The sequence below is a fragment of the Ochrobactrum teleogrylli genome (assembly GCF_037482325.1).
Classification (GTDB): domain Bacteria; phylum Pseudomonadota; class Alphaproteobacteria; order Rhizobiales; family Rhizobiaceae; genus Brucella; species Brucella teleogrylli.
Window position 1 is genome coordinate 854,382 of record NZ_JBBHKQ010000002.1, and the last position, 19,278, is coordinate 873,659.

The window sequence follows — 19,278 nt, forward strand, 5'->3', positions numbered from 1 at the left end:
GTGTGGTGCCCAAAGCCAACGAATGGAATATCAGCCGTCGTTGGGAAAGGTACGCCCTGATAGCAGGTCGTTATAGATAAGGTAGTCACTGTTCTCACCAATCATGTATGATTAACACATTGTTTTGATTGATTTTAAGTAAACCGTGGGTTGTTGAATGCGCCCTTAAGTGTTAGTCGATCAGCGGACAGGACGGCGTAAGCAATCCACGTTTTTGCGTGGCATACTCGGCCTTCTGACATCAGTTAAGTCTGTATTCAATTAAATGATTGTAAAGGCCGCCGTATGATCAATTCCGCTTTGGAATGGTCCGTTCCACTATTGATCCTTGTTTGCGGTTTTGGCCTGATTGTTGCTGCCCGGTTCGGTTTTCCAACAATTCTATGGGGTCGCGGATTATGCCTGCTTGGAGCTGGCTATGGCCTGATGCTCTTTCGCACGGCCACATTCTCGGCGGTTAAACCTTTGGGAGAGGACTTGCTCATTCTGGCGGGCGTGGCCCTATGCTGCCGCGCGCTGGTTTACCATTTCAAAATGCCAAAGAAGCCGGTTTTAGAAATCGCTCTTGTCGTGATTTTCCTTGGCGCAGCGGCACTATCGCTGGCGCTTTTTCAAAGCGTGAGGCTTGAGACGCTGTCGATACTCAGTGGCAGCGCATCACTGACATTGGCGTCTCTCTGGCAGGTGAGAGCAAAGAAGAAATCCTCTTCCGAGAACGTACTTTTTGTGACCTTTATTGTCATCTTCGCGTTTCTTTTGGTTCAGAGTGTCGTCTATCTGTTTTTGAGCGACGCCGCGCCTGAGGTCGGCTTTTGGAGCCGTTCGTTCTGGGGCGTTATGCTGCAATATACGGGGCTTTTCGGCGGCGTTATCTTAACGTTTTCGATTGTCCTTGCGGTGAGTATCGATCTGATCAACGGCTATCGCGATATGGCTCACACGGACTCGCTCACACGTGTTCCAAACCGCAGAGGTCTGCAGGCGTTCCTGCGCTCGTTTCAGCTGGCCAATGGGTCGGTCGAGCCAACGACAATCATTCTTGCGGATATTGATCACTTCAAAACGGTGAATGATCGGTTTGGCCATCATGCCGGCGATATGGTTTTGACTGATTTTGCTCAATTGTTACAGGAACGGGCGGGCCCGGGAAGCTGCGTGGCGCGCTTGGGGGGTGAGGAATTTGTGGCACTCCTGCCCGGAACTTCTGCGTCGGTTGCAACTACTCTGGCCGAGGATTTGCGCCAGACATTTGCAGCCAGACGATGGCGCCATATATCTGCCGATCTGCAGCTGACCGTGAGCTTTGGCGTAACAGTGCTGGAACAGGGCGAGCCGTTTAAATCGGCAATCGCCCGCGCCGACAGCTATCTCTATCGTGCCAAGCAACACGGACGAAATCGCGTTGAGAGGGATCGAGCGGCGTAGTTCGGCGTTGCTTCTGCCTTGCCGGTCGAACAATGGCCAATTTGCCCGTTCCTGTATTAAGAAAGAAATTAGCGACGCGGGTTGCGCGGTGCCCCGTGACAGCACGAGCAAGGCATGCCATAGGAAGGCCAAGTTATCACAAGGCCTCCCACACTCATGATCCGTATCGACAATATCAGTAAGTCGAATAGCCATCGCATTCTGTTTATCGAAACCTCCGCCGCATTGAACCGTGGTGAAAAGATCGGTTTTGTCGGACCAAATGGCGCTGGCAAGACAACGCTTTTCCGCATGATCACCGGTGAAGAACTGCCGGATGAAGGTCAGGTCACGGTCGAAAAAGGCGTGACGATTGGTTATTTTAACCAGAATGTCGGCGAAATGGGCGGACGTTCGGCTGTCGCTGAAGTCATGGATGGCGCCGGGCCGGTCAGCATCGTTGCGGGGGAACTGCGCGAACTTGAAGCGGCCATGTGCGATCCCGATCGGCTCGATGAGATGGATGCGATCATCGAGCGCTATGGCGAGGTTCAGGCCCGCTATGAGGAACTCGATGGCTACGGGTTGGATGGCCGTGCGCGTGAAGTTCTGGCTGGGTTGAGTTTCAGTCAGGAAATGATGGACGGCGATGTCGGCAAATTGTCCGGCGGCTGGAAAATGCGCGTGGCGCTTGCCCGTATTTTGCTGATGCGGCCCGATGTTATGCTGCTCGACGAACCAAGCAACCATCTTGATCTTGAAAGCCTGATCTGGCTCGAAGCTTTCCTCAAGAACTACGATGGCGCGCTGTTGATGACATCGCATGATCGCGAATTCATGAACCGCATCGTCACCAAGATTATCGAAATCGATGGCGGCTCGCTTAATTCCTATTCGGGCGATTATGCCTTTTATGAAGGCCAGCGTGCGCTGAACGAAAAGCAGCAACAGGCCCAGTTCGAGCGTCAGCAAGCAATGCTGGCCAAAGAAATAAAGTTCATTGAGCGTTTCAAGGCGCGCGCATCTCATGCATCGCAGGTGCAGAGCCGTGTGAAGAAGCTTGAAAAAATTGACCGTGTGGAGCCACCGCGTCGGCGCCAGACGGTTGCTTTCGACTTCGCGCCCGCTCCGCGTTCGGGAGAAGACGTGGTCAGTCTCAAGGGCGTCAACAAAACCTATGGTAGCCGCACGATCTATGACGGACTGGATTTCATGGTTCGCCGCCGTGAGCGTTGGTGCATTATGGGCGTCAATGGCGCCGGTAAATCGACGCTGCTGAAGCTTGTCGCAGGTGCAGCGGAACCCGATCAGGGGATTGTGAATCTCGGCGCCAGCGTGAAACTTGGCTATTTTGCGCAGCACGCGATGGATATTCTGGACGGCGACAGCACTATTCTCGAATGGCTGGAGCAGCGTTTTCCAAAGGCAGGGCAGGCTCCGTTGCGCGCGCTAGCTGGCTGCTTCGACTTCTCCGGGGATGATATCGAGAAGAAATGCCGGGTGCTGTCCGGTGGTGAAAAAGCGCGGCTGGTCATGGCCGCGATGCTGTTCGATCCGCCGAACTTCCTCGTACTCGATGAGCCGACGAACCATCTTGATCTCGACACTAAGGAAATGCTCATCAAGGCGCTTTCATCTTATGAAGGCACAATGCTTTTCGTATCGCATGATCGTCGTTTTCTGGCGGCGCTTTCCAATCGCGTGCTGGAACTCACTCCGGATGGCATTCAGCAATATGGTGGCGGCTATACCGAATATGTCGAAAGCACAGGACAGGAAGCACCGGGCCTGCATGTGGGATAATGCGTAAAAACAAATAGATAGAGCGGTTCCCCGATTCCGTTTGAACCGGAACCGCTCTAGGTCGCTATTTTCCGAAGCGACTTCTCGATTTCTCCGCCGCAATAGGCATCGCCATAATCATTGAAGTTTTTGGTATCCAGCGCAGCCAGCGACGGTATCTCCTGCATCCGCTTGGAAAGACCCCATATCATCGGTGAGGTATGTTTGATTATGGTCTCAATTGTAGCGAACCTGTCGGCCATCGTAGACCAAACGATAGAAGTCACGATGTCGGCGATGCCGGGCTTTTCAGTTCCAAGCATAAATCCTGTATCGACTTTAAGCCCGTTTCGCTTGCCAGTATCTTGAAAAATGCGGAGCCATTGGCGTAGTCGGGGAACGAATTCGGTCCATTTTTCACGCGTCCACATTTCACGCCCGCCGTCGAGCGTCAGTTCATCGATGACGTCGTTGGCATCGTTTACAATCTTGGCTGTCAATGCTCGTTTTTCGATCGTTGTTGGCAGGAGTTCCAGCCTTTCTCCGAGGTACATGGCGATCGCGGGCATTTGTGACACTGCAAAATTGCGCGGACGATCAATCAGCACCGGTGGGCCCATAAATGCGATCGGCTGCTCCTCGACATCAAGGCGCATGAGTTCTTCAATCTCGCCGAAATCATGTTCATCCCAGGAGCATTCAGCATAGGCCAGAATTCCTCGAATGAACTGGCCGCGGAATGGTACTGGCCAGTAGTAAAGATCGAAATCGCTCAATTGTCACTCTCCTCCTCGCACGCATCAAGGATAACCGGCCAGACCAGCTGAGGTTCCATGTGTTGGAGCTAAGCGGCGATTACTGACCTCGGCGGGTCAAGGAGACGGAGTTTTTTGGTCTGGTCAGGAGACTCCAGCGGAGATTTGGTTCAGCAGCGCAAACAGGATGGCGGAGAGGATCGCGGCGGCGGGGACAGTCACTACCCAGGCGGCAGCAATGGTCAGTGCATGCGAACGGCGAACCAGCTTGCGACGGCGACGCTCTTCTACGGGAACAGAATTCAGTGGTAGAGCCTGGCGTGCTTTCTTCAACCGCCGTTCTGTGTCCCATTCGCGGAAAAAGCCGACCCCAAAGATCGCACCGATGGCAATGTGGGTCGAGCTGACGGGCAACCCCAGCCAGCTGGCCAGAATGACCGTGATTGCGGCTGAGAGTGAGACGCAATAGGCCCTCATCGGGTTCAGCTTTGTGATCTGATTGCCAACCATGCGAATGAGTTTGGGACCAAACAAGCACAAGCCGAAGGAAATGCCGCAGGCTCCAATCAGCATGACCCAGAGTGGTATTACAACGCCGTCAGTTAGCGTGCCAGTCTGTGATGTCTGGACAATTGCCGCGAGCGGCCCGACAGCATTGGCGACATCATTCGCGCCGTGGGCGAAGCTGAGCAGTGCAGCCGAAACGACCAAGGGAATGCTGAACAGGACTTTGAGCGACTTGTTGCGGTTTTCGAGGCCCCGGGACTGGCGGCGAATGACCGGGATCAAGGCAATCCAGCTTCCGATGCCAAATGCCAATCCGATAATCAAGGCTACCCCGATCGACACGTCGATCAGCTGCTTCAGTCCTTTCATGATCAGATAGGTTGCAAAGGTCCCCGCCATGAGCCCCACAAGGATGGGCACCCAGACGCGAGCCGCAGCAATTTTATCCGCGCGATAGACGATACGGGCCTTGATCAGCCAAAGAAAACCAGCCGCTATGATAGCGCCCAACACAGGCGAAATAACCCAGCTTGCCGCGATTGCCGCCATCTGGGACCAATTGACTGCGCCGAGGCCTGCCGCGACGACACCCGCTCCGACGACCCCGCCGACAACCGCATGAGTGGTCGAGACAGGCGCGCCGATCCATGTCGCGAGGTTAACCCAGAGGGCAGAGGCAAGCAAAGCCGCCATCATTGCCCAGATGAACATCATCGGGGTGGCGAGCGTATCTGGCGCGATGATGCCCGTCGCCACGGTGGACACGACGTCAGCCCCCGCGATGAGCGCACCCGCACTTTCAAACACGGCGGCAATCGCAATCGCGCCGCCCATGCTCAACGCATTGGCGCCGACGGCAGGGCCCATATTGTTGGCCACATCATTAGCGCCGATGTTTAAGGCCATATAGGCGCCAAAAACGGCCGCGGCGACGACAATCAGCGTCTGGCTGGTCTGACCGAGCAGCATGGCCGCGCCAAGCCCTGCAAGGATGATAAATACCAGCGCGACGCCCGGTGCCACGAGCGGACGTGAAACGTAACTCGCTGCCGTTTCGAGGTTGGCGAAACGGCCCAAATCTCGATCCAAGGTCTCTAAGTGCCGAGCTTCGAGATCTTCGTTTGCCATGATTTACTCTTGATTACTAACGCGATGTAGCGGCCGAAATAGCCGCTTGTGAATGGTCCATTGAAGGAATTTTGAGCGTTTTTAACTGTCACAATTGAAAAAAGTCAATGACTCGACGCGGCGAAGATGCCTTCGGTCTGTCATTTCATAAGAACCGTCGACAACTTACAGGCCCTTGAAACGGCACCCAGTCGCCGTGGCGAATAAATTACGGCGCGCAGAACGCCGTGATTATCGATTTGCCGGCTAATCTCCCGACGGCAAAGGTGCACCTCATTCTGCGGAGGAGGCGCGGCAGTTCTGTCAGGCCCCAGCTGCGACATGGGATTTCATGCCGCCTGACCTTGCAGCGATCGCCATGCAGGGCAGGATTGCAAATCCGCAATAGCACGAAAATACCGTCTTGACTCTCAATCTGACATGTTACATGTCTAATTAGGAAATGGGAGGAAATCATGCGAAATTATCTTCTGGGCGCCAGCGCGCTCTGTCTTGTCGCCTTGTCCAGTCCGGCTTCTGCTGCCTGTTCCGACGCGGATCGCGTCGAGATCACCTGGTCTACGATTGCAGGCTTTTACACCGACGCCATGGCGCAGCTCGTCAATGACTTTCAGGAAAAGGAATGCGCCAAGGTCAATGTCATCAACATTGACAATTCCCAGCTCTATAACAAACAGGTTATCGAGATGGTGGGGCAGACCGGCGCTTATGATGTCGTGACGCTCAACAACGCGGAATATGCGGAGTTTGCAGAAAACGGCTTCATTCTGCCGATGACGGATTTTCTGAAAGACAAGCAAAGCATCATCGACGATATTCACCCCACTCTCGCCAATATGACGATCCGTTATAAGGACGATCTGTGGGGATTGCCTTATTATACCTATTCCTCGGGCTTCTTCTATCGCGCCGACCTTTGGGAAGATCCAGCGGAGCAGGCCGCCTTTAAAGCCAAATATGGCTACGAGCTGGCGAAGCCTGCCGACTGGAAGCAGCATCGCGACATGGCCGAGTTTTTCACGCGCAAAGCGGGCGAAAAACTGAAAGGTGAAGTTCTGAAAAAAGACTTCTACGGTGTCGGTCTGATGGCCGGTCGTTTTCCCGACATTCAGGACGAGTTATCGGCGCCTTTGTGGGACATGAAGTCCGACTGGCTGAACAGTGAGGGCAAGGTTCCTGTCGATGACGTCGAGAAGGTCCTGTCCGATTATATCGAACTTCTGAAATTCGCGCCTCCCGCGGCTTTGACCGTCACCTATGACGGTGTCATGAACCAGATGCGCGACGGCCAGATTGCGATGACGCATGACTTCTTCCTCGACCAGTGGCCAAATGCGGTCAAAACCGAGGAAAGCGTGCCCGGAGCGAAAATGGCCGTCGCGGAGGCACCGGGTAAAATGTCTTATGTCGGCGGCTTCCTTCTGGCAGTTTCGTCGAGTTCGGCAAATCCGGATATGGCAATGAAGTTCATTGCCCATATCGGAGGACCAGAAGCGCAGGCAAAGTTTGCATCCTATGGCGGTGCGACCACCCTGATGTCGATCCTGACCGATCCGAAGTTCCAGACGCCGGAAGCGCGCAAGACCAATGGCGAATATGCAACGCTGGCCCAGGTCTTCGAGAGCATGAACGGTTTCACGTCCAATCTCGTCTCCTCTCCATTTGGCGCCAAGATCTACAACACGATGCAAATTCCGTTGCAGTCAGCGGCGGCAGGTCAGTTGACCGCACGGCAGGCGGCTGAAAGCCTTGCGACTGAAGTTGAAAAAATCTGCGGCGGTCCTTGCCCTATCGGTAAGTAAACCAGATCGTTGTCGGACGGTATCCCGACAGCGGATCAACTGGCATGTTTCTGGAAGCATTGAGCCTTCCGGTTGAAATGCCCAACATCCACCCGGAGCGGTTTCCGCCCGACGGCACCCGCAGGCCGCTCCGGTACCCCTACTCAGAAACAGACCGGATTCCTGTCATGAACAGTTATCATGCTCCACCTGCAAAGGTGGCGTCCGACCGCGCATTCTCGGTCCTGCTTATCGTTCCTGCGATGCTGGTCATCATTATCTTCGCGCTGTTGCCGCTTTATTATGCGGTGGACGTATCTTTCCGTTTTGCCGACCTCTCGCGTGGTAAACTGGGAGACTATATCGGGCTCGACAATTTCCGCACGATATTTGCCGACCAGGCCTTCTGGGCTGCGGCTTGGATCACGCTGAAATTCACCATCGTATCGGTCGGCCTGCAAATGTCGTTCGGCATAGCGATTGCGTTTCTCATCCACGGGGCGAGCTATGGCAAGGGCCTCATCCGATCGATCATGATCCTGCCTCTGGCGACTTCGGCTGCCGTGACGGGGCTGTTCTGGCGCTACCTCTATGATACGCAGTTCGGCGTCGTAAACTGGGTGCTGGGCGCCTTCGGTCTGCCGGAGCCCAACTGGCTCGGCGATTTCAATATCGCGCTCTGGTCCGTCATTATTTTTGACGTCTGGCAGTGGACGCCCTTTGTGGCCCTGATCGTGCTGGCCGGGCTTCAGGCGCTGCCCAAGGAACCTTTCGAGGCTGCCGAACTGGACGGCGCATCCACATGGCGCGTCCTGCGCACGTTGACCTTTCCATTGCTCAAGCCGGTTCTGTTCCTGATTCTCGTGCTGCGGACCATTGATTGCGTTCGTCTCTATGATGCGGTCGCGGTGCTGACGCAGGGTGGTCCTGGCACCTCGACGGAAACCATGACCTTCTATCTCTATCGCACAGGCTTGAAGCTTTTCCGCATGGACTATGCTTCGACCATGGCTGTCTTTTTCCTTTACGTGATGCTGGTGGCGTCAATCTTCGCGCTCAAGCCTTTGCTCAAGCAGTTCACCGATCGTGCAGGGGAGGCATGAGATGTTGCAACACAAGACATCACCACTGAAAGAAATTCTGCGCTATGCGGCGATCCTTGTCGTACTTCTGTTCTTTTTCTTTCCGATTTTCTGGATGCTGCTGACGAGCTTCAAGCCGGAATCGGCGATCATGGTGTCGCCACCCCAGTTTTTCTTCACGCCCACACTGGAAAACTACCAGCATGCGCTCTTTGACAAGGGGTTCCTTTTCTATGTGCGCAATACGCTCATCATTTCGGTGATCTCGACTGCAATCGTGATCGTTGTCGGCTCGCTCGCGGCTTACAGTTTCGCCCGTTATAATGTTGGCGATGGTCATGTGCTGTTCTTCATCCTGTCCACCAAGATGATGCCAGCCATTGCGGTGATCCTGCCTTATTTTCTGATCTTTCGCGATATCGGGCGCACCGGATTTGGCAAGTTCATGCATTTGGGGCTCGACCAGCATGGCGCATTGATCGTGTCCTATGTGATGTTCAATCTGCCGTTCGCCATCTGGCTTCTGGTCAGCTTCTTTCAGGACATTCCGCGTGAACTGGAACAGTCGGCGCGTATGGACGGTCTCAGTCGCATGAAAGTACTGCGCAAGGTGACGTTACCGCTGGCTGCACCCGGCATTGCCGTGACCACGGTTTTCACCCTGATTTTTTGCTGGAACGAGTTCCTCTTCGCCTACATTCTCACCCGCAAATTTGCCTCGACGGTGACGGTCGGCGTTGAAAGCTTCTTCACCCTGCAAGGCATTCTCTGGGGTCCCGTCGCAGCAGCGGCAACGATCTCGGTCGCGCCGATGCTTCTCTTCGTCCTTTTGATGCAGCGCTATATGGTCCGCGGACTGACTTTCGGCGCGGTGAGGGGGTAACGATGTCTTTCTCACAAATCTGGGATGCGGGCTTCAAGTCCGTGATGATCTACATCGGCGTTGTCTTCTTCTGGCTCTGCTTTCTTGAAGCACATTTTCCTGACCGTGGGTTTTCGGTCACGATCATGAATATCGTCGCCGCCATACTCGCCATTGGCTTCTTCATTTTCGTCCGTCAAAGCTGCCGCAAGGAGCGCGCGCTGGCCGAAGCTGAAATCGCCGCCCTCATGAAAGAGGTGGACTGACCATGTATAGTTTTGTCAACGTCCATAAACGTTACGGCTTGCGAACGGTTGCGCTGCGCAAGATCAATCTGGATATTCAAAAGCGTAGCTTCTTCGTTCTCTACGGTCCAGCAGGTGCCGGAAAGTCAACGATGCTCAACCTTTTGGGCGGCATCACCAGGCCGACATCGGGCGATATTCAGCGCGACGGCGTTTCCCTGTTGCCGCTGCCGCCCGAACGGCGCGATGCTGCGATGGCGTTTGAAAATTACGCGCTTTATTCGCATCTGAGCGTCGGCGAAAACCTCGCCTTTCCGCTCAAGGCGCGCAAGATGTCGCGTGCGGAAGTCGAAGACAGGGTCAAGCGGGTCTCGGGGATGCTCGGCATCGGCCATCTGCTCGATCGCCGTCCGGGCTTCCTGTCTGGCGGGCAGCGTCAGCGCGTGGCTTTGGGACGCGCTATCATCCGCCCGGCCGACATTTATCTTCTGGACGAACCCATCGGCCACCTTGACGCAAAGCTGCGTCACCAGATGCGGGCTGAACTCAAGGCGCTTGCGCAAGACCTCAATGCGACCGTGGTGTTCACCACCACCTCCAGCCGTGAGGCATTGGCGCTCGGCGACCGCATCGCGGTGCTCAATCTGGGCAAGCTGGAACAGGTTGGAACCCCTGCGGAGCTTTACCACAGGCCCGAAAACGCTTTTGTTGCCTCCTTCATTGGCGATCCCCCGATGAGTTTCGTTTCCGTGCGTGTGACAGGCGAAGGCAAGAGCGTCGGACTGACAAGCCTGGCCGGTGAAAAGATTGTCTCCGATGAACATTTCAGCCGCTTCAGCAAGCTGGATGATCTCAAGGCCGGCTTCCGGGCGGAAGCGGTTTCGCTTGGTGAAGCGGGTAAGCCCGGCACGATTGCAGGGCAGGTCAGCGTCGTCGAGCATCTTGGTTATGCGAATATTGCCGTCGTCAATGTGGGTGGGGATCAGGTGTCGATATCGCTGCCGACAACGACCTCTGTGCGCGCTGGTGACAGGGTCGGCGTTGCAATCGATCCCGGCAAGTTTCAGTTGTTCCAGGGCGAAAAGGCTCTGGAAGGAAGGGCCTGACAGATGGCATCGATAAGAGCGGAAAACCTCGTCAAGCGATACGGCACCGTGGAAGCCGTGCACCCGCTGAATTTTGAGATTAATGACGGTGAATTCGTTGCTATTTTGGGGCCTTCCGGCTGCGGCAAGTCCTCGACCATGCGCATGATCGCTGGCCTTGAAACCGTTTCGGATGGTGCCATTTATTTCGACGGTAAAAAGGTCAACGATGTGCGCGCTCGCGATCGCAACGTCGCCATGAGCTTTGAGAATTACGCGCTCTATGCGCCGATTACCGTTTTCGAAAACATCGCCTTTCCCCTGCGCGCATCCGGCATGAGCGATGCGGAGGTAAAAAAGCGTGTGCGCGACATCGCATCCAAGATGGAGCTGGAGTCTTTGCTCTCGTTGCGTCCGGGTGGTCTGTCGTCGGGGCAGGCGCAGCGTGTTTCACTGGCGCGCGCCTTGGTCAGAAAGCCGTCGGTCTTTTTGCTGGACGAGCCTATCAGCCATCTCGATACGCGTCAGCGTTATCGCATGCGGCGGTTCATCAAGGCGATCCATCAGGAATTCGCCCATACGATGATCTATGTGACCCACGATCAGGAAGAGGCTCTTGCGCTCGCCGACCGCATCATGGTGATGAGCAACGGCAATATCCAGCAATTCGACGTTCCATCGGAGATTTATCAACGCCCGAAAAACGCCTTTGTGGCGGGATTTGTCGGCGAGCCGCCGATCAATTTTCTCCCTTATAAGGCAACCTCCGACCGTGCGCTGGATGTGGAGGGCAATCATATCGATCTGCCGGACCATCTGCTGCCGCGTCTGCAAGAGGTAGGGCCGCAGGGGCAGATCGCAGTGCGCCCGCATTTCCTGAAACTCGGCGCGCATGGTCCGATCCAGTTGAAAGCCAATGCCTTCATTACCGAGGAATTGCAGGATCACAGCATTGTCTTTGCCGATGTCGGCGCGACCCGCATATCCATCGTTACGCCGCCGGATATTTGTGTAGAACGCGGTGAGGCGATCACGATTTCCATCGATCCGTCGCAACTGCTTCTGTTTCATGCGGCAAAGGAAGACCAGTTCAAATGACGCGCAAGGCTTATGATTATATCGTTGTCGGTGGCGGCACGTCCGGTTCCTATATTGCGGCTAAAATGGCCGAGCAGGGCGCAAGTGTTCTGGTTCTCGAAGCGGGCGGATCGGATCGCAATCCGCTGATCCAGATGCCGGCAGGTTATGTGAAGTTGCTGAATGCTGCGCGCTATATGTGGTTTTTCCAGTCGGTACGACAGGAACAGCTCAATGGACGCACACCGGTCATTCCGTCCGGCCGCGTCATCGGCGGCGGGTCTTCGGTCAATGCGATGGTTTATATCCGTGGCCAGTCCACCGATTACGACCGCTGGGTGGAGGCGACCGGCGACGAGAGCTGGCGTTACGAGCGACTGCTGCCACTTTTTCGCGCCATTGAAGGCAATAACCGTTTCAACGACGATCTGCATGGCAGCGAAGGACCGATGAAAGTCTCCGACCCGTTGCATGTCAATGAGTTGTCGCGGGCTTATGTGCAGGCAGCGCAGGCCACAGGCCTGCCCTTCAAGGCTGACTTCAATCGCGGTCAGCAGACCGGAGCGGGTTTTTTCCAGCTCAACACGCATAATGGTCGACGCTGTTCGGCAGCCGATGCTTTCCTCTATCCGGCGACGAAAACGGGTCTCATCGATATATCAAGCGGTAGCCTCGTTCATCGCGTGCGCATCGAAAACGGACGTGCAAAGAGCGTGATATTTTCGCGCGGCAATGCGGTAACCGAGATCGAGGCGCAAAAGGAAGTGGTGCTTTGCGCCGGGGCCATCGCCACGCCGAAAATCCTGATGCTGTCGGGCATCGGTCCGCAGCAGCATCTGAAGGCGCACGGCATCGACGTTGTGCTGGATCGCGCAGGCGTCGGCGAAAACCTTCAGGATCACACGGAGGTGCCGGTGCTTGCGTTCTGCAACGGTAAATACGGCTATTTCGGGCAGGATAGGGGCTGGAACCAGATCCGCAATGGCCTGCAATATCTTCTGTTCAAAAGCGGTCCTGTCACATCGAACGGGGTGGAAGCCGGTTCGTTCTTCGACCCGGATGATTTCTCCAACGACGCGAAGATACAGCAGTTCTGTATTCCGTCGGTTTATCTCGACCGGGGCACAACCGATCTGAAGCCGAGCTATGGCGTGACCATCAATTCCTGTGTGTTGCGTCCGGCGTCCAGGGGAACGGTACGGCTGGGTTCCGGAAAGGCTGACGAACAGCCCCTGGTGAACCCGAATTATCTGTCCGATCCGGAAGATCTGCGCCTGTCTGTCGCGGGCTTGCGTCAGGCGCGCAGGGTGCTGAATTCGGCGCCGCTCAAGCATATGGTCGACCGCGAAATCTTTCCGGGAACCGGCAAGGATACGGATGAAGAGCTGGCCAAACATGCAAGGGCATTCGTCAAAACCGTTTATCATCCGGTCGGTACAGTGCGAATGGGGCGCGAGGACGATCCGAATGCGGTTGTCACCAGCGATCTCAAAGTGATGGGTGTCGAGGGCTTGCGAATCGGCGATACTTCCGCAATGCCAAATATCATCAGTGGCAATACCAACTCGACGACACTTGTGATTGCGGCAAAGGCAGTTGAAGCCATGGCCGGTACTGTGACCGGCGCCATGGGTAGCAAGCGGGCAGGATGATATGAGATCCAAGAAAACGATTGCAAAAATCGTCCGACCGAAACCGGTATCCGAGATCGTGCTGGAACGACTGCGCGCCGATATCGTCAACAACGAATTTGCGCTGGGCGAGAAGATTTCGGAAGGCCAGTTGTCGGAACTTTATCAGGTCACGAAGGCACCAATCCGTTCGGCCTATATCCGCCTTGAAGCAGAAGGGCTGATTGAAATCCGGGCGCAGTCAGGAACTTTTGTTTTCAAGCCGACACCGCAGGAGCTTCAGGCTCTGTCCGAGCTGCGCACGGCGCTGGAACTTGAGGCAATTTCTCTTGCCATGCAGCGCAGCCTGCGTGTGTTGCAGCGCAGCGTCAGCGAGATTTATGACGAGATGGTCGATTGCGCCCAGCGCGGGGCAATTGATGAATATCAAAAGCTCGATACGCGGTTGCATCTTCTGTTCGTGGAAAGTGCATGTTCGCCTTTCCTGGAGGAAACATTCACCAGCAAGGTTAATAGCCGCTTTGCCGCGCTCCGCACGCGTTTCAGCCAACAGCCGCAGCATGTCGAACATTCGCTCAGCGAGCATAAGGGATTGCGCGATGCAATCGAAGCCAATGATGTGGAAGCGGTGCGCAAACTCCTGCGCCAGCACATCGGCTATTCTGAAGTCTATTACGCCGGTCTGATGGACGAGTGACGGCATGACAAAGCCCGACCGCAGTGCAGAAATTTCTAACATGTTACATGTTTCAGGCGAGCCATTGATGTGGGCCGTCGTTTGCGATGCGCCGGACGAGAAGATGGAGGGTGTCAGCCTGCGCCGGATTCCGCGTCCACAAGCTTCTAAAGGGCAGGTCCGCGTCCGCGTTGAGGCGGCATCGCTCAATCCCGTGGACTGGAAACTTGCGACCGGCTTTGCGCCATGGTGGCAAGGAACCGGCGCGCATGTCGTTGGCCTTGATGGCGCAGGCGTGATCGACAGTCTGGGACCGGACGTGACGGGCTGGAACGTGGGGGATCGAGTCCTATGGCACAGCGACCTTAACCGGCAGGGCGTTTTGGCCGAATTTGCACTGGCTGACAGCCACGTCCTGTCCCGATTGCCAGACGATATAGCGGCGACGTCTGCGGCGGCGCTGCCCTGTGCTGGCCTGACTGCCTATCAGGCATTGGTGCGCAAGGCGCACGTGGAAGTAGGGCAGACCGTACTTGTTCAGGGCGCGAGCGGCGCCGTGGGCGGCTTTGCCATGCAGATCGCCAAATCCAAAGGCGCGACGGTCATCGCTCTGGCGCGCAAGGATCAGGAACCGCGCGTAAGATCGCTTGGCGCGGATCATGTTCTGGACCGCCATGCAAAAGATCTGAAGCAACACGTGCACGCGCTCACCGATGGTTACGGAGCCGATATCATGCTGGAGGTCGCCAATCCCGGCGATGCGCGGCAGTCACTTGATCTGATCCGCTATAACGGGCATCTGCTCTGCATTGATCCCATGCCGGTTTTGCGTGACGTTCCGCCCTATACCTATGCCGCTTCCATCCATGAGGTGGCGCTGGGCGGCGCCTATGCCGCCGGGCATGTTCCCACCCAGCGAGACTTCGCCGTGATGGGCGACGCCATGCTGGCGCTTTTGCAGCAAAAGAAAATTGACCCGATGATCGAGCAGGTCATTTCGCTGGACGAGGCGGTCGATGCGCTCAAGAGCATGCGCGAGCGTAACGTACTTGGGAAAATCGTGGTGCGGATCGGAGGGGCTTCATGAGCAACCTGTCTTCCGTCCGTGGCATTCGTTTTCCGGGCCGCTATATCCAGGGCCCCAATGTCTTCGCGCAACTGGGGCAGCACAGTCCCGAACTTGGCGTCAAACCTTTGGCGCTTCTGGACGGTTTTCTTTTCGCGGAGCTGGAACCGCGCCTGTGTTCCGCCTTCGGCGAGGCCATGCAGCCGGTGGCTGTCAGACATGGCGGCGAGTGTTCGGAAGCGGAAGTGGAGCATGTCCAGAAACTGGCCGCCACATCGTCCTCAGACCTGATCGTCGGGATCGGCGGTGGCAAGGTGCTCGATACGGCCAAGGCTGTCGCTCACCGGCTCGGCCTTCCGGTTGTCGTCGTTCCGACAATTGCCGCGTCCGACGCGCCGTGCAGTGCGCTTGCCGTGGTTTATCGCGATGATGGTACGGTTGCCTATGATCTGTTCCTGCCGTGCAATCCCGATCTCGTCCTTGTCGATACGCTGCTGATCGCGCGCGCTCCCTCCCGCTATCTGGCGGCGGGGATCGGCGATGCACTTGCCACCTTCTATGAGGCCGAGGCCTGCCGCCGAAGTGGTGCGGCGAACTGCATGGGTCTGCCCGGCGCCGATCTGGCTTTTGCCATTGCCTCCAGATGCCGGGATGAAATCTTTGCCTTCGGTGAAGAAGCACTTGCGCAATGCGACCGCAACGAGGCGGGCCCGGCGCTGGAACGCGTCGTCGAAGCCACCATTCTCTTGTCGGGCATTGGCTTTGAATCCGGCGGCGTTGCAGCCGCCCACGCCATTCACCATGGCCTTTGCGAACTGGATGACGTGCACCATCATCTGCATGGCGAAAAGGTCGCGATCGGCGTGCTGGCGGGACTGCTCATTGCTGGCGAAACAGAAGAATTCGAGCGCGTACGTACCTTTTGTCAATCGGTGCGCCTTCCCAACCGCCTGTCCGATATCGGCATAACTGAGGTGACGGAAGAAAAACTTGGCGTCGTCGCAAGGCGCGCCACCCGCGAAGGCGAGATTATTCACAACGAGCCGATGCCCGTTACAGCCAACATGGTGGTTTCGGCGCTCAGGGCACTGGCTTCGTGATTTCAAGGACAAATGAGGAGGTTAATCAAAATGGATGTAAGCACATTCGCAAAGCCGGTCTTTGACGGCAAAGTTGTGATCGTTTCCGGCGGTACCAGCGGCATCGGGCTTGCCATGGCGCGCGGTTTTGCCGAAGCCGGTGCGACCGTCATCGCCACGGGCAGTTCAGAACAGCGTATCGCAGAGGCCGCACAGTTTGCGACTGACCGGCTGTCGTTCCAGCGTCTGGATGTGCGCGATGCGCCAGCCGCTGATGCATTTTTTGCCAAACTGGAGCGTCTGGATGTTCTGGTAAATTGTCAGGGCATTTCCCGCCCGGACAAGGAATGGGATGAAGATACATTCCTGAATGTGATCGATATCAACCTGTCGAGCGCCATGCGCCTCGCCCGCAGCGCTTATCCTCTCTTGGAGGCGAGCGGCGGCAATATTATCAATGTGGCATCGATGCTGAGCTATCTTGCCGATGAAACCGTGCCCGCCTACACCGCGAGCAAGGCGGGTATCGTCGGTCTGACCCGCGCCATGGCGCATAAATATGGTCGTGACGGCGTGCGCGTCAACGCAGTCGCGCCGGGCTATCACAAGACCGACATGACGAAAGACCTCTGGCAGGTCGAGGGCAGTGCGGACAAGATCGCGCAGCGCTCGGCGCTGAAGCGCTGGGGCACGGTGGATGATCTTGTAGGGCCGACGCTTTTCCTTGCGTCACCTGCGGCAGCTTTCGTCACCGGTGCCGTATTGCCGGTTGATGGTGGCTATCACAGCGGCTGACGCATTTTCCAGATAGTGGCTCCGCAGGCAGAGGGTGCGGAGCCATTAATACAATTAATGACATGTTACATTTCTGTTTGCATGGGCATATTCTGCAACGGACAGCGAGCATTTGATGAAAAGACGATATTACGCGGGTTGGGATTTCAGACGCGCCCGCAACATCGAGGAACTGCGTTTGATCGCGCGCCGCCGAACGCCGAATTTCTGCTTCGAATATGTCGAAGGCGGAGCGGATGACGAGGTGACGTTGCACCGCAACCGGGAAGTCTTCGAACAGATCGGCTTTCTGCCGCGCACGCTTGTCGATGTGACCAGTCGAAACCAGTCGGTCGAGCTGTTCGGCCAGCGTGTGGCGAGCCCGTTTGCTATCGGGCCGACCGGCTTTAACGGAATGCTCACGCATCAGGGCGACCTGAAGCTTGCGCGCGCCGCTGCGAAAGCTGGTATTCCGTTCACGCTCAGCAATGTCTCGAATACCTCGATGGAAGATATCGCCGAACATGCAGGCGGTATGTTGTGGATGCAGGTCTATATGTACCGGACACGCGAATTCGTCCGCAAAGTCGCCGAACGCGCCAAGGCCGCCGGGTTTCAAGGCCTTGTGGTCACGACGGATATTCCGGTCTATGGCAATCGCGAATGGGACCTTCGCAATTTTCGCCGCCCCATGAAGCTCAATCTGCGCAACCTTATCGACACGGCTCTGCATCCGCGCTGGTTGCTGGATGTGCCGATCCCGCATGGTTTGCCGCGTTTCAAGAACCTTGGCGATCTTTTGCCACCGGGACAGGACTCTGCCAAAGGTGCGTCGGCGGTGTTAGGTCGCGAGCTTGATCCATCTCTCAACTGGAACGACATTCGTTGGCTGCGCGATCTGTGGCCGGGAAAACTCATCGTGAAAGGTGTCTCGACGGCAGCCGATGCAAGGCTGGCGCTCGATTGCGGCGCCGATGGGATCGTGATTTCCAACCACGGCGGACGTCAGCTTGACGGTGCGGTATCGGCTCTGGAAGTGCTTCCGGAAATTGCCGCCGAGCTGAAAGGCAAGCTTGCTATCATGCTGGATGGCGGCTTCCGGCGCGGCACCGATATTCTCAAGGCGAAGGCTCTGGGAGCTGATCTTGTGCTGATCGGCCGCGCTGGGATTTATGGTCTGGCCGCAGGCGGTGAGGCTGGCGCGCGGCATGCCATCGGCATCCTGTCGTCGGAGGTGGATCGCGGGCTGGGACTTCTTGGATGCCCCGATATTGCGACCCTTAACAAGGATGCGTTGAGGTTTCGTCCGCTGCACGACTATTCTGTACCGCAAGGGACGAGACACGGCATCTAGCCTGTTCAAACGATTCATGCGCTGAAAGGCGAAAAGATACCGAAAGGGAGTGAGACATATGGAGAAGGATGCCAAATTGCGCACGGCAAAAACGGTTATTGTGACGGGCGCTGGTGGAAATCTGGGCGCGAAGGCTGTCGCAGCACTGGCCGCAGCGCCCTGGTGCGAGAAAGTCATTGGTTTCTATTCGCCCAATCGCACGCCACCGAAACCGGAGAACGACAAGATCGAAATCGTGGTGGCCGATCTGACGGATGCGAACGGAAGTTGGCGTCAACACCTTGAGGGTGTGGATGCAGTTGTTCATTTTGCCGCAAAAAACCCCGTGCCGGACTCCACATGGTCCGAAGCGGCTGCGTCATTCGACATGACCGTCAATCTCGGACTCGCTTGTCTTGAGCATGGCGTCGCCCGTTATGTCTTCTGCTCGTCCAATCACGCGATGGGCGGATACAAGGATGGCGAATTGGCCGCCACCATGGCTCCGGGTGCCCTCCGCGAGGAACTGGCGCCAGCGCCGGGCACCCGCTGGAACGATGGCACGAAGGATATCGACTCGACGGCGTATGGTTCCTCCAAGATCATGGGTGAGCGTTTCGTCGCCGGTCTTGCCGCTGGTTCCAAGGGACGTCTGAGCGCTGTGTCGTTGCGCGTCGGTTGGGCGTTGCCCGGCGACAACGACCCTGCCGATATCAGCACCTCCGGCTCGCCCAGCGGGCAGAGCGCGACTAGCGCCGCCGACGCAGAGGAAGCGCGCACATTACGATGGTTCCGCAATATGTGGTTATCCAACGGCGATTTCGAACAGCTTGTCTTCGCCAGCGTCACCGCATCGAGCGACGCTTGGCCGGAGCAAGGCATTGTGGTTAACGGTGTATCGGCGAATGCCGGTTCAGACTGGAGCCTCGACAATGGCAAACGCTTCCTCGGCTATCATCCGCAGGACGATCTTTACGCCCGCATCGCCCAATGAATGGAGGAGACCCCAAT

General features: G+C 56.5%; 17 protein-coding genes. 15 read left to right on the top strand and 2 right to left on the bottom strand.

The annotated features are described in order from the left end of the window. The first annotated feature begins 285 nt into the window (after positions 1–285). Complete coding sequence (locus WIX40_RS21495) at positions 286–1,425, top strand: GGDEF domain-containing protein (protein WP_339442063.1); 1,140 nt, start codon at positions 286–288, stop codon at positions 1,423–1,425. A 156-nt stretch (positions 1,426–1,581) separates the two neighbouring features. After that, entirely contained in the window at positions 1,582–3,207 is a 1,626-nt protein-coding gene (locus WIX40_RS21500) for an ABC-F family ATP-binding cassette domain-containing protein (protein ID WP_339442065.1), read from the top strand. Between the two features lie 56 nt (positions 3,208–3,263). On the opposite strand, the gene gst is transcribed toward WIX40_RS21500, so the two are convergent. Both gst and WIX40_RS21510 read right to left on the bottom strand, forming a co-directional pair. Further along, entirely contained in the window at positions 3,264–3,962 is a 699-nt protein-coding gene (gst, locus tag WIX40_RS21505; protein ID WP_339442066.1) for a glutathione transferase, Atu5508 family, read from the bottom strand. Between the two features lie 123 nt (positions 3,963–4,085). Next, positions 4,086–5,576, bottom strand: a complete 1,491-nt coding sequence (locus WIX40_RS21510; RefSeq protein ID WP_140025992.1) for an inorganic phosphate transporter — start codon at positions 5,574–5,576, stop codon at positions 4,086–4,088. Positions 5,577–6,031: 455 nt separating this feature from the next. Between WIX40_RS21510 and WIX40_RS21515 the strand changes: the two genes are divergently transcribed. From WIX40_RS21515 to WIX40_RS21575, 13 genes are all read left to right on the top strand, one after another. Next, positions 6,032–7,378, top strand: coding sequence for an ABC transporter substrate-binding protein (locus tag WIX40_RS21515; protein ID WP_339442067.1), 1,347 nt, complete (start codon positions 6,032–6,034; stop codon positions 7,376–7,378). A gap of 167 nt (positions 7,379–7,545) precedes the next feature. Then, entirely contained in the window at positions 7,546–8,460 is a 915-nt protein-coding gene (locus tag WIX40_RS21520) for a carbohydrate ABC transporter permease (RefSeq protein WP_121539058.1), read from the top strand. A 1-nt stretch (position 8,461) separates the two neighbouring features. Further along, complete coding sequence (locus WIX40_RS21525) at positions 8,462–9,322, top strand: carbohydrate ABC transporter permease (protein WP_121539057.1); 861 nt, start codon at positions 8,462–8,464, stop codon at positions 9,320–9,322. 2 nt (positions 9,323–9,324) lie between these two features. Then, positions 9,325–9,567: a hypothetical protein gene (locus tag WIX40_RS21530; protein ID WP_339442069.1), complete on the top strand. Its 243-nt coding sequence runs from the start codon at positions 9,325–9,327 to the stop codon at positions 9,565–9,567. A gap of 2 nt (positions 9,568–9,569) precedes the next feature. After that, entirely contained in the window at positions 9,570–10,652 is a 1,083-nt protein-coding gene (locus WIX40_RS21535; RefSeq protein ID WP_339442070.1) for an ABC transporter ATP-binding protein, read from the top strand. Positions 10,653–10,655: 3 nt separating this feature from the next. Further along, on the top strand, positions 10,656–11,729 hold the full coding sequence (locus WIX40_RS21540; protein WP_339442072.1) for an ABC transporter ATP-binding protein: 1,074 nt from the start codon (positions 10,656–10,658) through the stop codon (positions 11,727–11,729). After that, positions 11,726–13,360 (top strand): GMC family oxidoreductase, encoded by a 1,635-nt coding sequence (locus WIX40_RS21545; protein ID WP_339442073.1) that lies wholly within the window; start codon positions 11,726–11,728, stop codon positions 13,358–13,360. Before WIX40_RS21540 ends, WIX40_RS21545 begins: the two co-directional genes overlap by 4 nt. Before the next feature lies 1 nt (position 13,361). Next, positions 13,362–14,036, top strand: a complete 675-nt coding sequence (locus WIX40_RS21550) for a GntR family transcriptional regulator (protein ID WP_109365621.1) — start codon at positions 13,362–13,364, stop codon at positions 14,034–14,036. A gap of 40 nt (positions 14,037–14,076) precedes the next feature. Continuing rightward, a complete protein-coding gene (locus WIX40_RS21555) occupies positions 14,077–15,102 on the top strand; it encodes a zinc-binding dehydrogenase (protein ID WP_339442075.1) in 1,026 nt (341 codons plus the stop codon). Then, the gene (locus tag WIX40_RS21560) at positions 15,099–16,181 is read left to right on the top strand and encodes a glycerol dehydrogenase (protein WP_339442076.1); all 1,083 of its coding nucleotides are present in this window, start codon (positions 15,099–15,101) and stop codon (positions 16,179–16,181) included. The genes WIX40_RS21555 and WIX40_RS21560 overlap by 4 nt, the downstream gene beginning before the upstream one ends. Before the next feature lie 30 nt (positions 16,182–16,211). Continuing rightward, a complete protein-coding gene (locus WIX40_RS21565; protein ID WP_339442078.1) occupies positions 16,212–16,955 on the top strand; it encodes an SDR family NAD(P)-dependent oxidoreductase in 744 nt (247 codons plus the stop codon). A 115-nt stretch (positions 16,956–17,070) separates the two neighbouring features. Further along, positions 17,071–18,288, top strand: a complete 1,218-nt coding sequence (locus WIX40_RS21570) for an alpha-hydroxy acid oxidase (RefSeq protein WP_339442080.1) — start codon at positions 17,071–17,073, stop codon at positions 18,286–18,288. 58 nt (positions 18,289–18,346) lie between these two features. Next, positions 18,347–19,261: an NAD-dependent epimerase/dehydratase family protein gene (locus WIX40_RS21575; protein ID WP_339442082.1), complete on the top strand. Its 915-nt coding sequence runs from the start codon at positions 18,347–18,349 to the stop codon at positions 19,259–19,261. Positions 19,262–19,278: the final 17 nt, after the last annotated feature.

Coding starts and splice junctions, on each gene's coding strand:
- WIX40_RS21555 (WP_339442075.1), top strand. CDS start 14,077: ATGTTACATGTTTCAGGCGAGCCATTGATGTGGGCCGTCGTTTGCGAT.
- WIX40_RS21545 (WP_339442073.1), top strand. CDS start 11,726: ATGACGCGCAAGGCTTATGATTATATCGTTGTCGGTGGCGGCACGTCC.
- WIX40_RS21575 (WP_339442082.1), top strand. CDS start 18,347: ATGGAGAAGGATGCCAAATTGCGCACGGCAAAAACGGTTATTGTGACG.
- WIX40_RS21540 (WP_339442072.1), top strand. CDS start 10,656: ATGGCATCGATAAGAGCGGAAAACCTCGTCAAGCGATACGGCACCGTG.
- WIX40_RS21570 (WP_339442080.1), top strand. CDS start 17,071: ATGAAAAGACGATATTACGCGGGTTGGGATTTCAGACGCGCCCGCAAC.
- WIX40_RS21520 (WP_121539058.1), top strand. CDS start 7,546: ATGAACAGTTATCATGCTCCACCTGCAAAGGTGGCGTCCGACCGCGCA.
- WIX40_RS21515 (WP_339442067.1), top strand. CDS start 6,032: ATGCGAAATTATCTTCTGGGCGCCAGCGCGCTCTGTCTTGTCGCCTTG.
- WIX40_RS21510 (WP_140025992.1), bottom strand. CDS start 5,576: ATGGCAAACGAAGATCTCGAAGCTCGGCACTTAGAGACCTTGGATCGA.
- WIX40_RS21495 (WP_339442063.1), top strand. CDS start 286: ATGATCAATTCCGCTTTGGAATGGTCCGTTCCACTATTGATCCTTGTT.
- WIX40_RS21530 (WP_339442069.1), top strand. CDS start 9,325: ATGTCTTTCTCACAAATCTGGGATGCGGGCTTCAAGTCCGTGATGATC.
- WIX40_RS21550 (WP_109365621.1), top strand. CDS start 13,362: ATGAGATCCAAGAAAACGATTGCAAAAATCGTCCGACCGAAACCGGTA.
- WIX40_RS21500 (WP_339442065.1), top strand. CDS start 1,582: ATGATCCGTATCGACAATATCAGTAAGTCGAATAGCCATCGCATTCTG.
- WIX40_RS21525 (WP_121539057.1), top strand. CDS start 8,462: ATGTTGCAACACAAGACATCACCACTGAAAGAAATTCTGCGCTATGCG.
- WIX40_RS21560 (WP_339442076.1), top strand. CDS start 15,099: ATGAGCAACCTGTCTTCCGTCCGTGGCATTCGTTTTCCGGGCCGCTAT.
- WIX40_RS21565 (WP_339442078.1), top strand. CDS start 16,212: ATGGATGTAAGCACATTCGCAAAGCCGGTCTTTGACGGCAAAGTTGTG.
- WIX40_RS21535 (WP_339442070.1), top strand. CDS start 9,570: ATGTATAGTTTTGTCAACGTCCATAAACGTTACGGCTTGCGAACGGTT.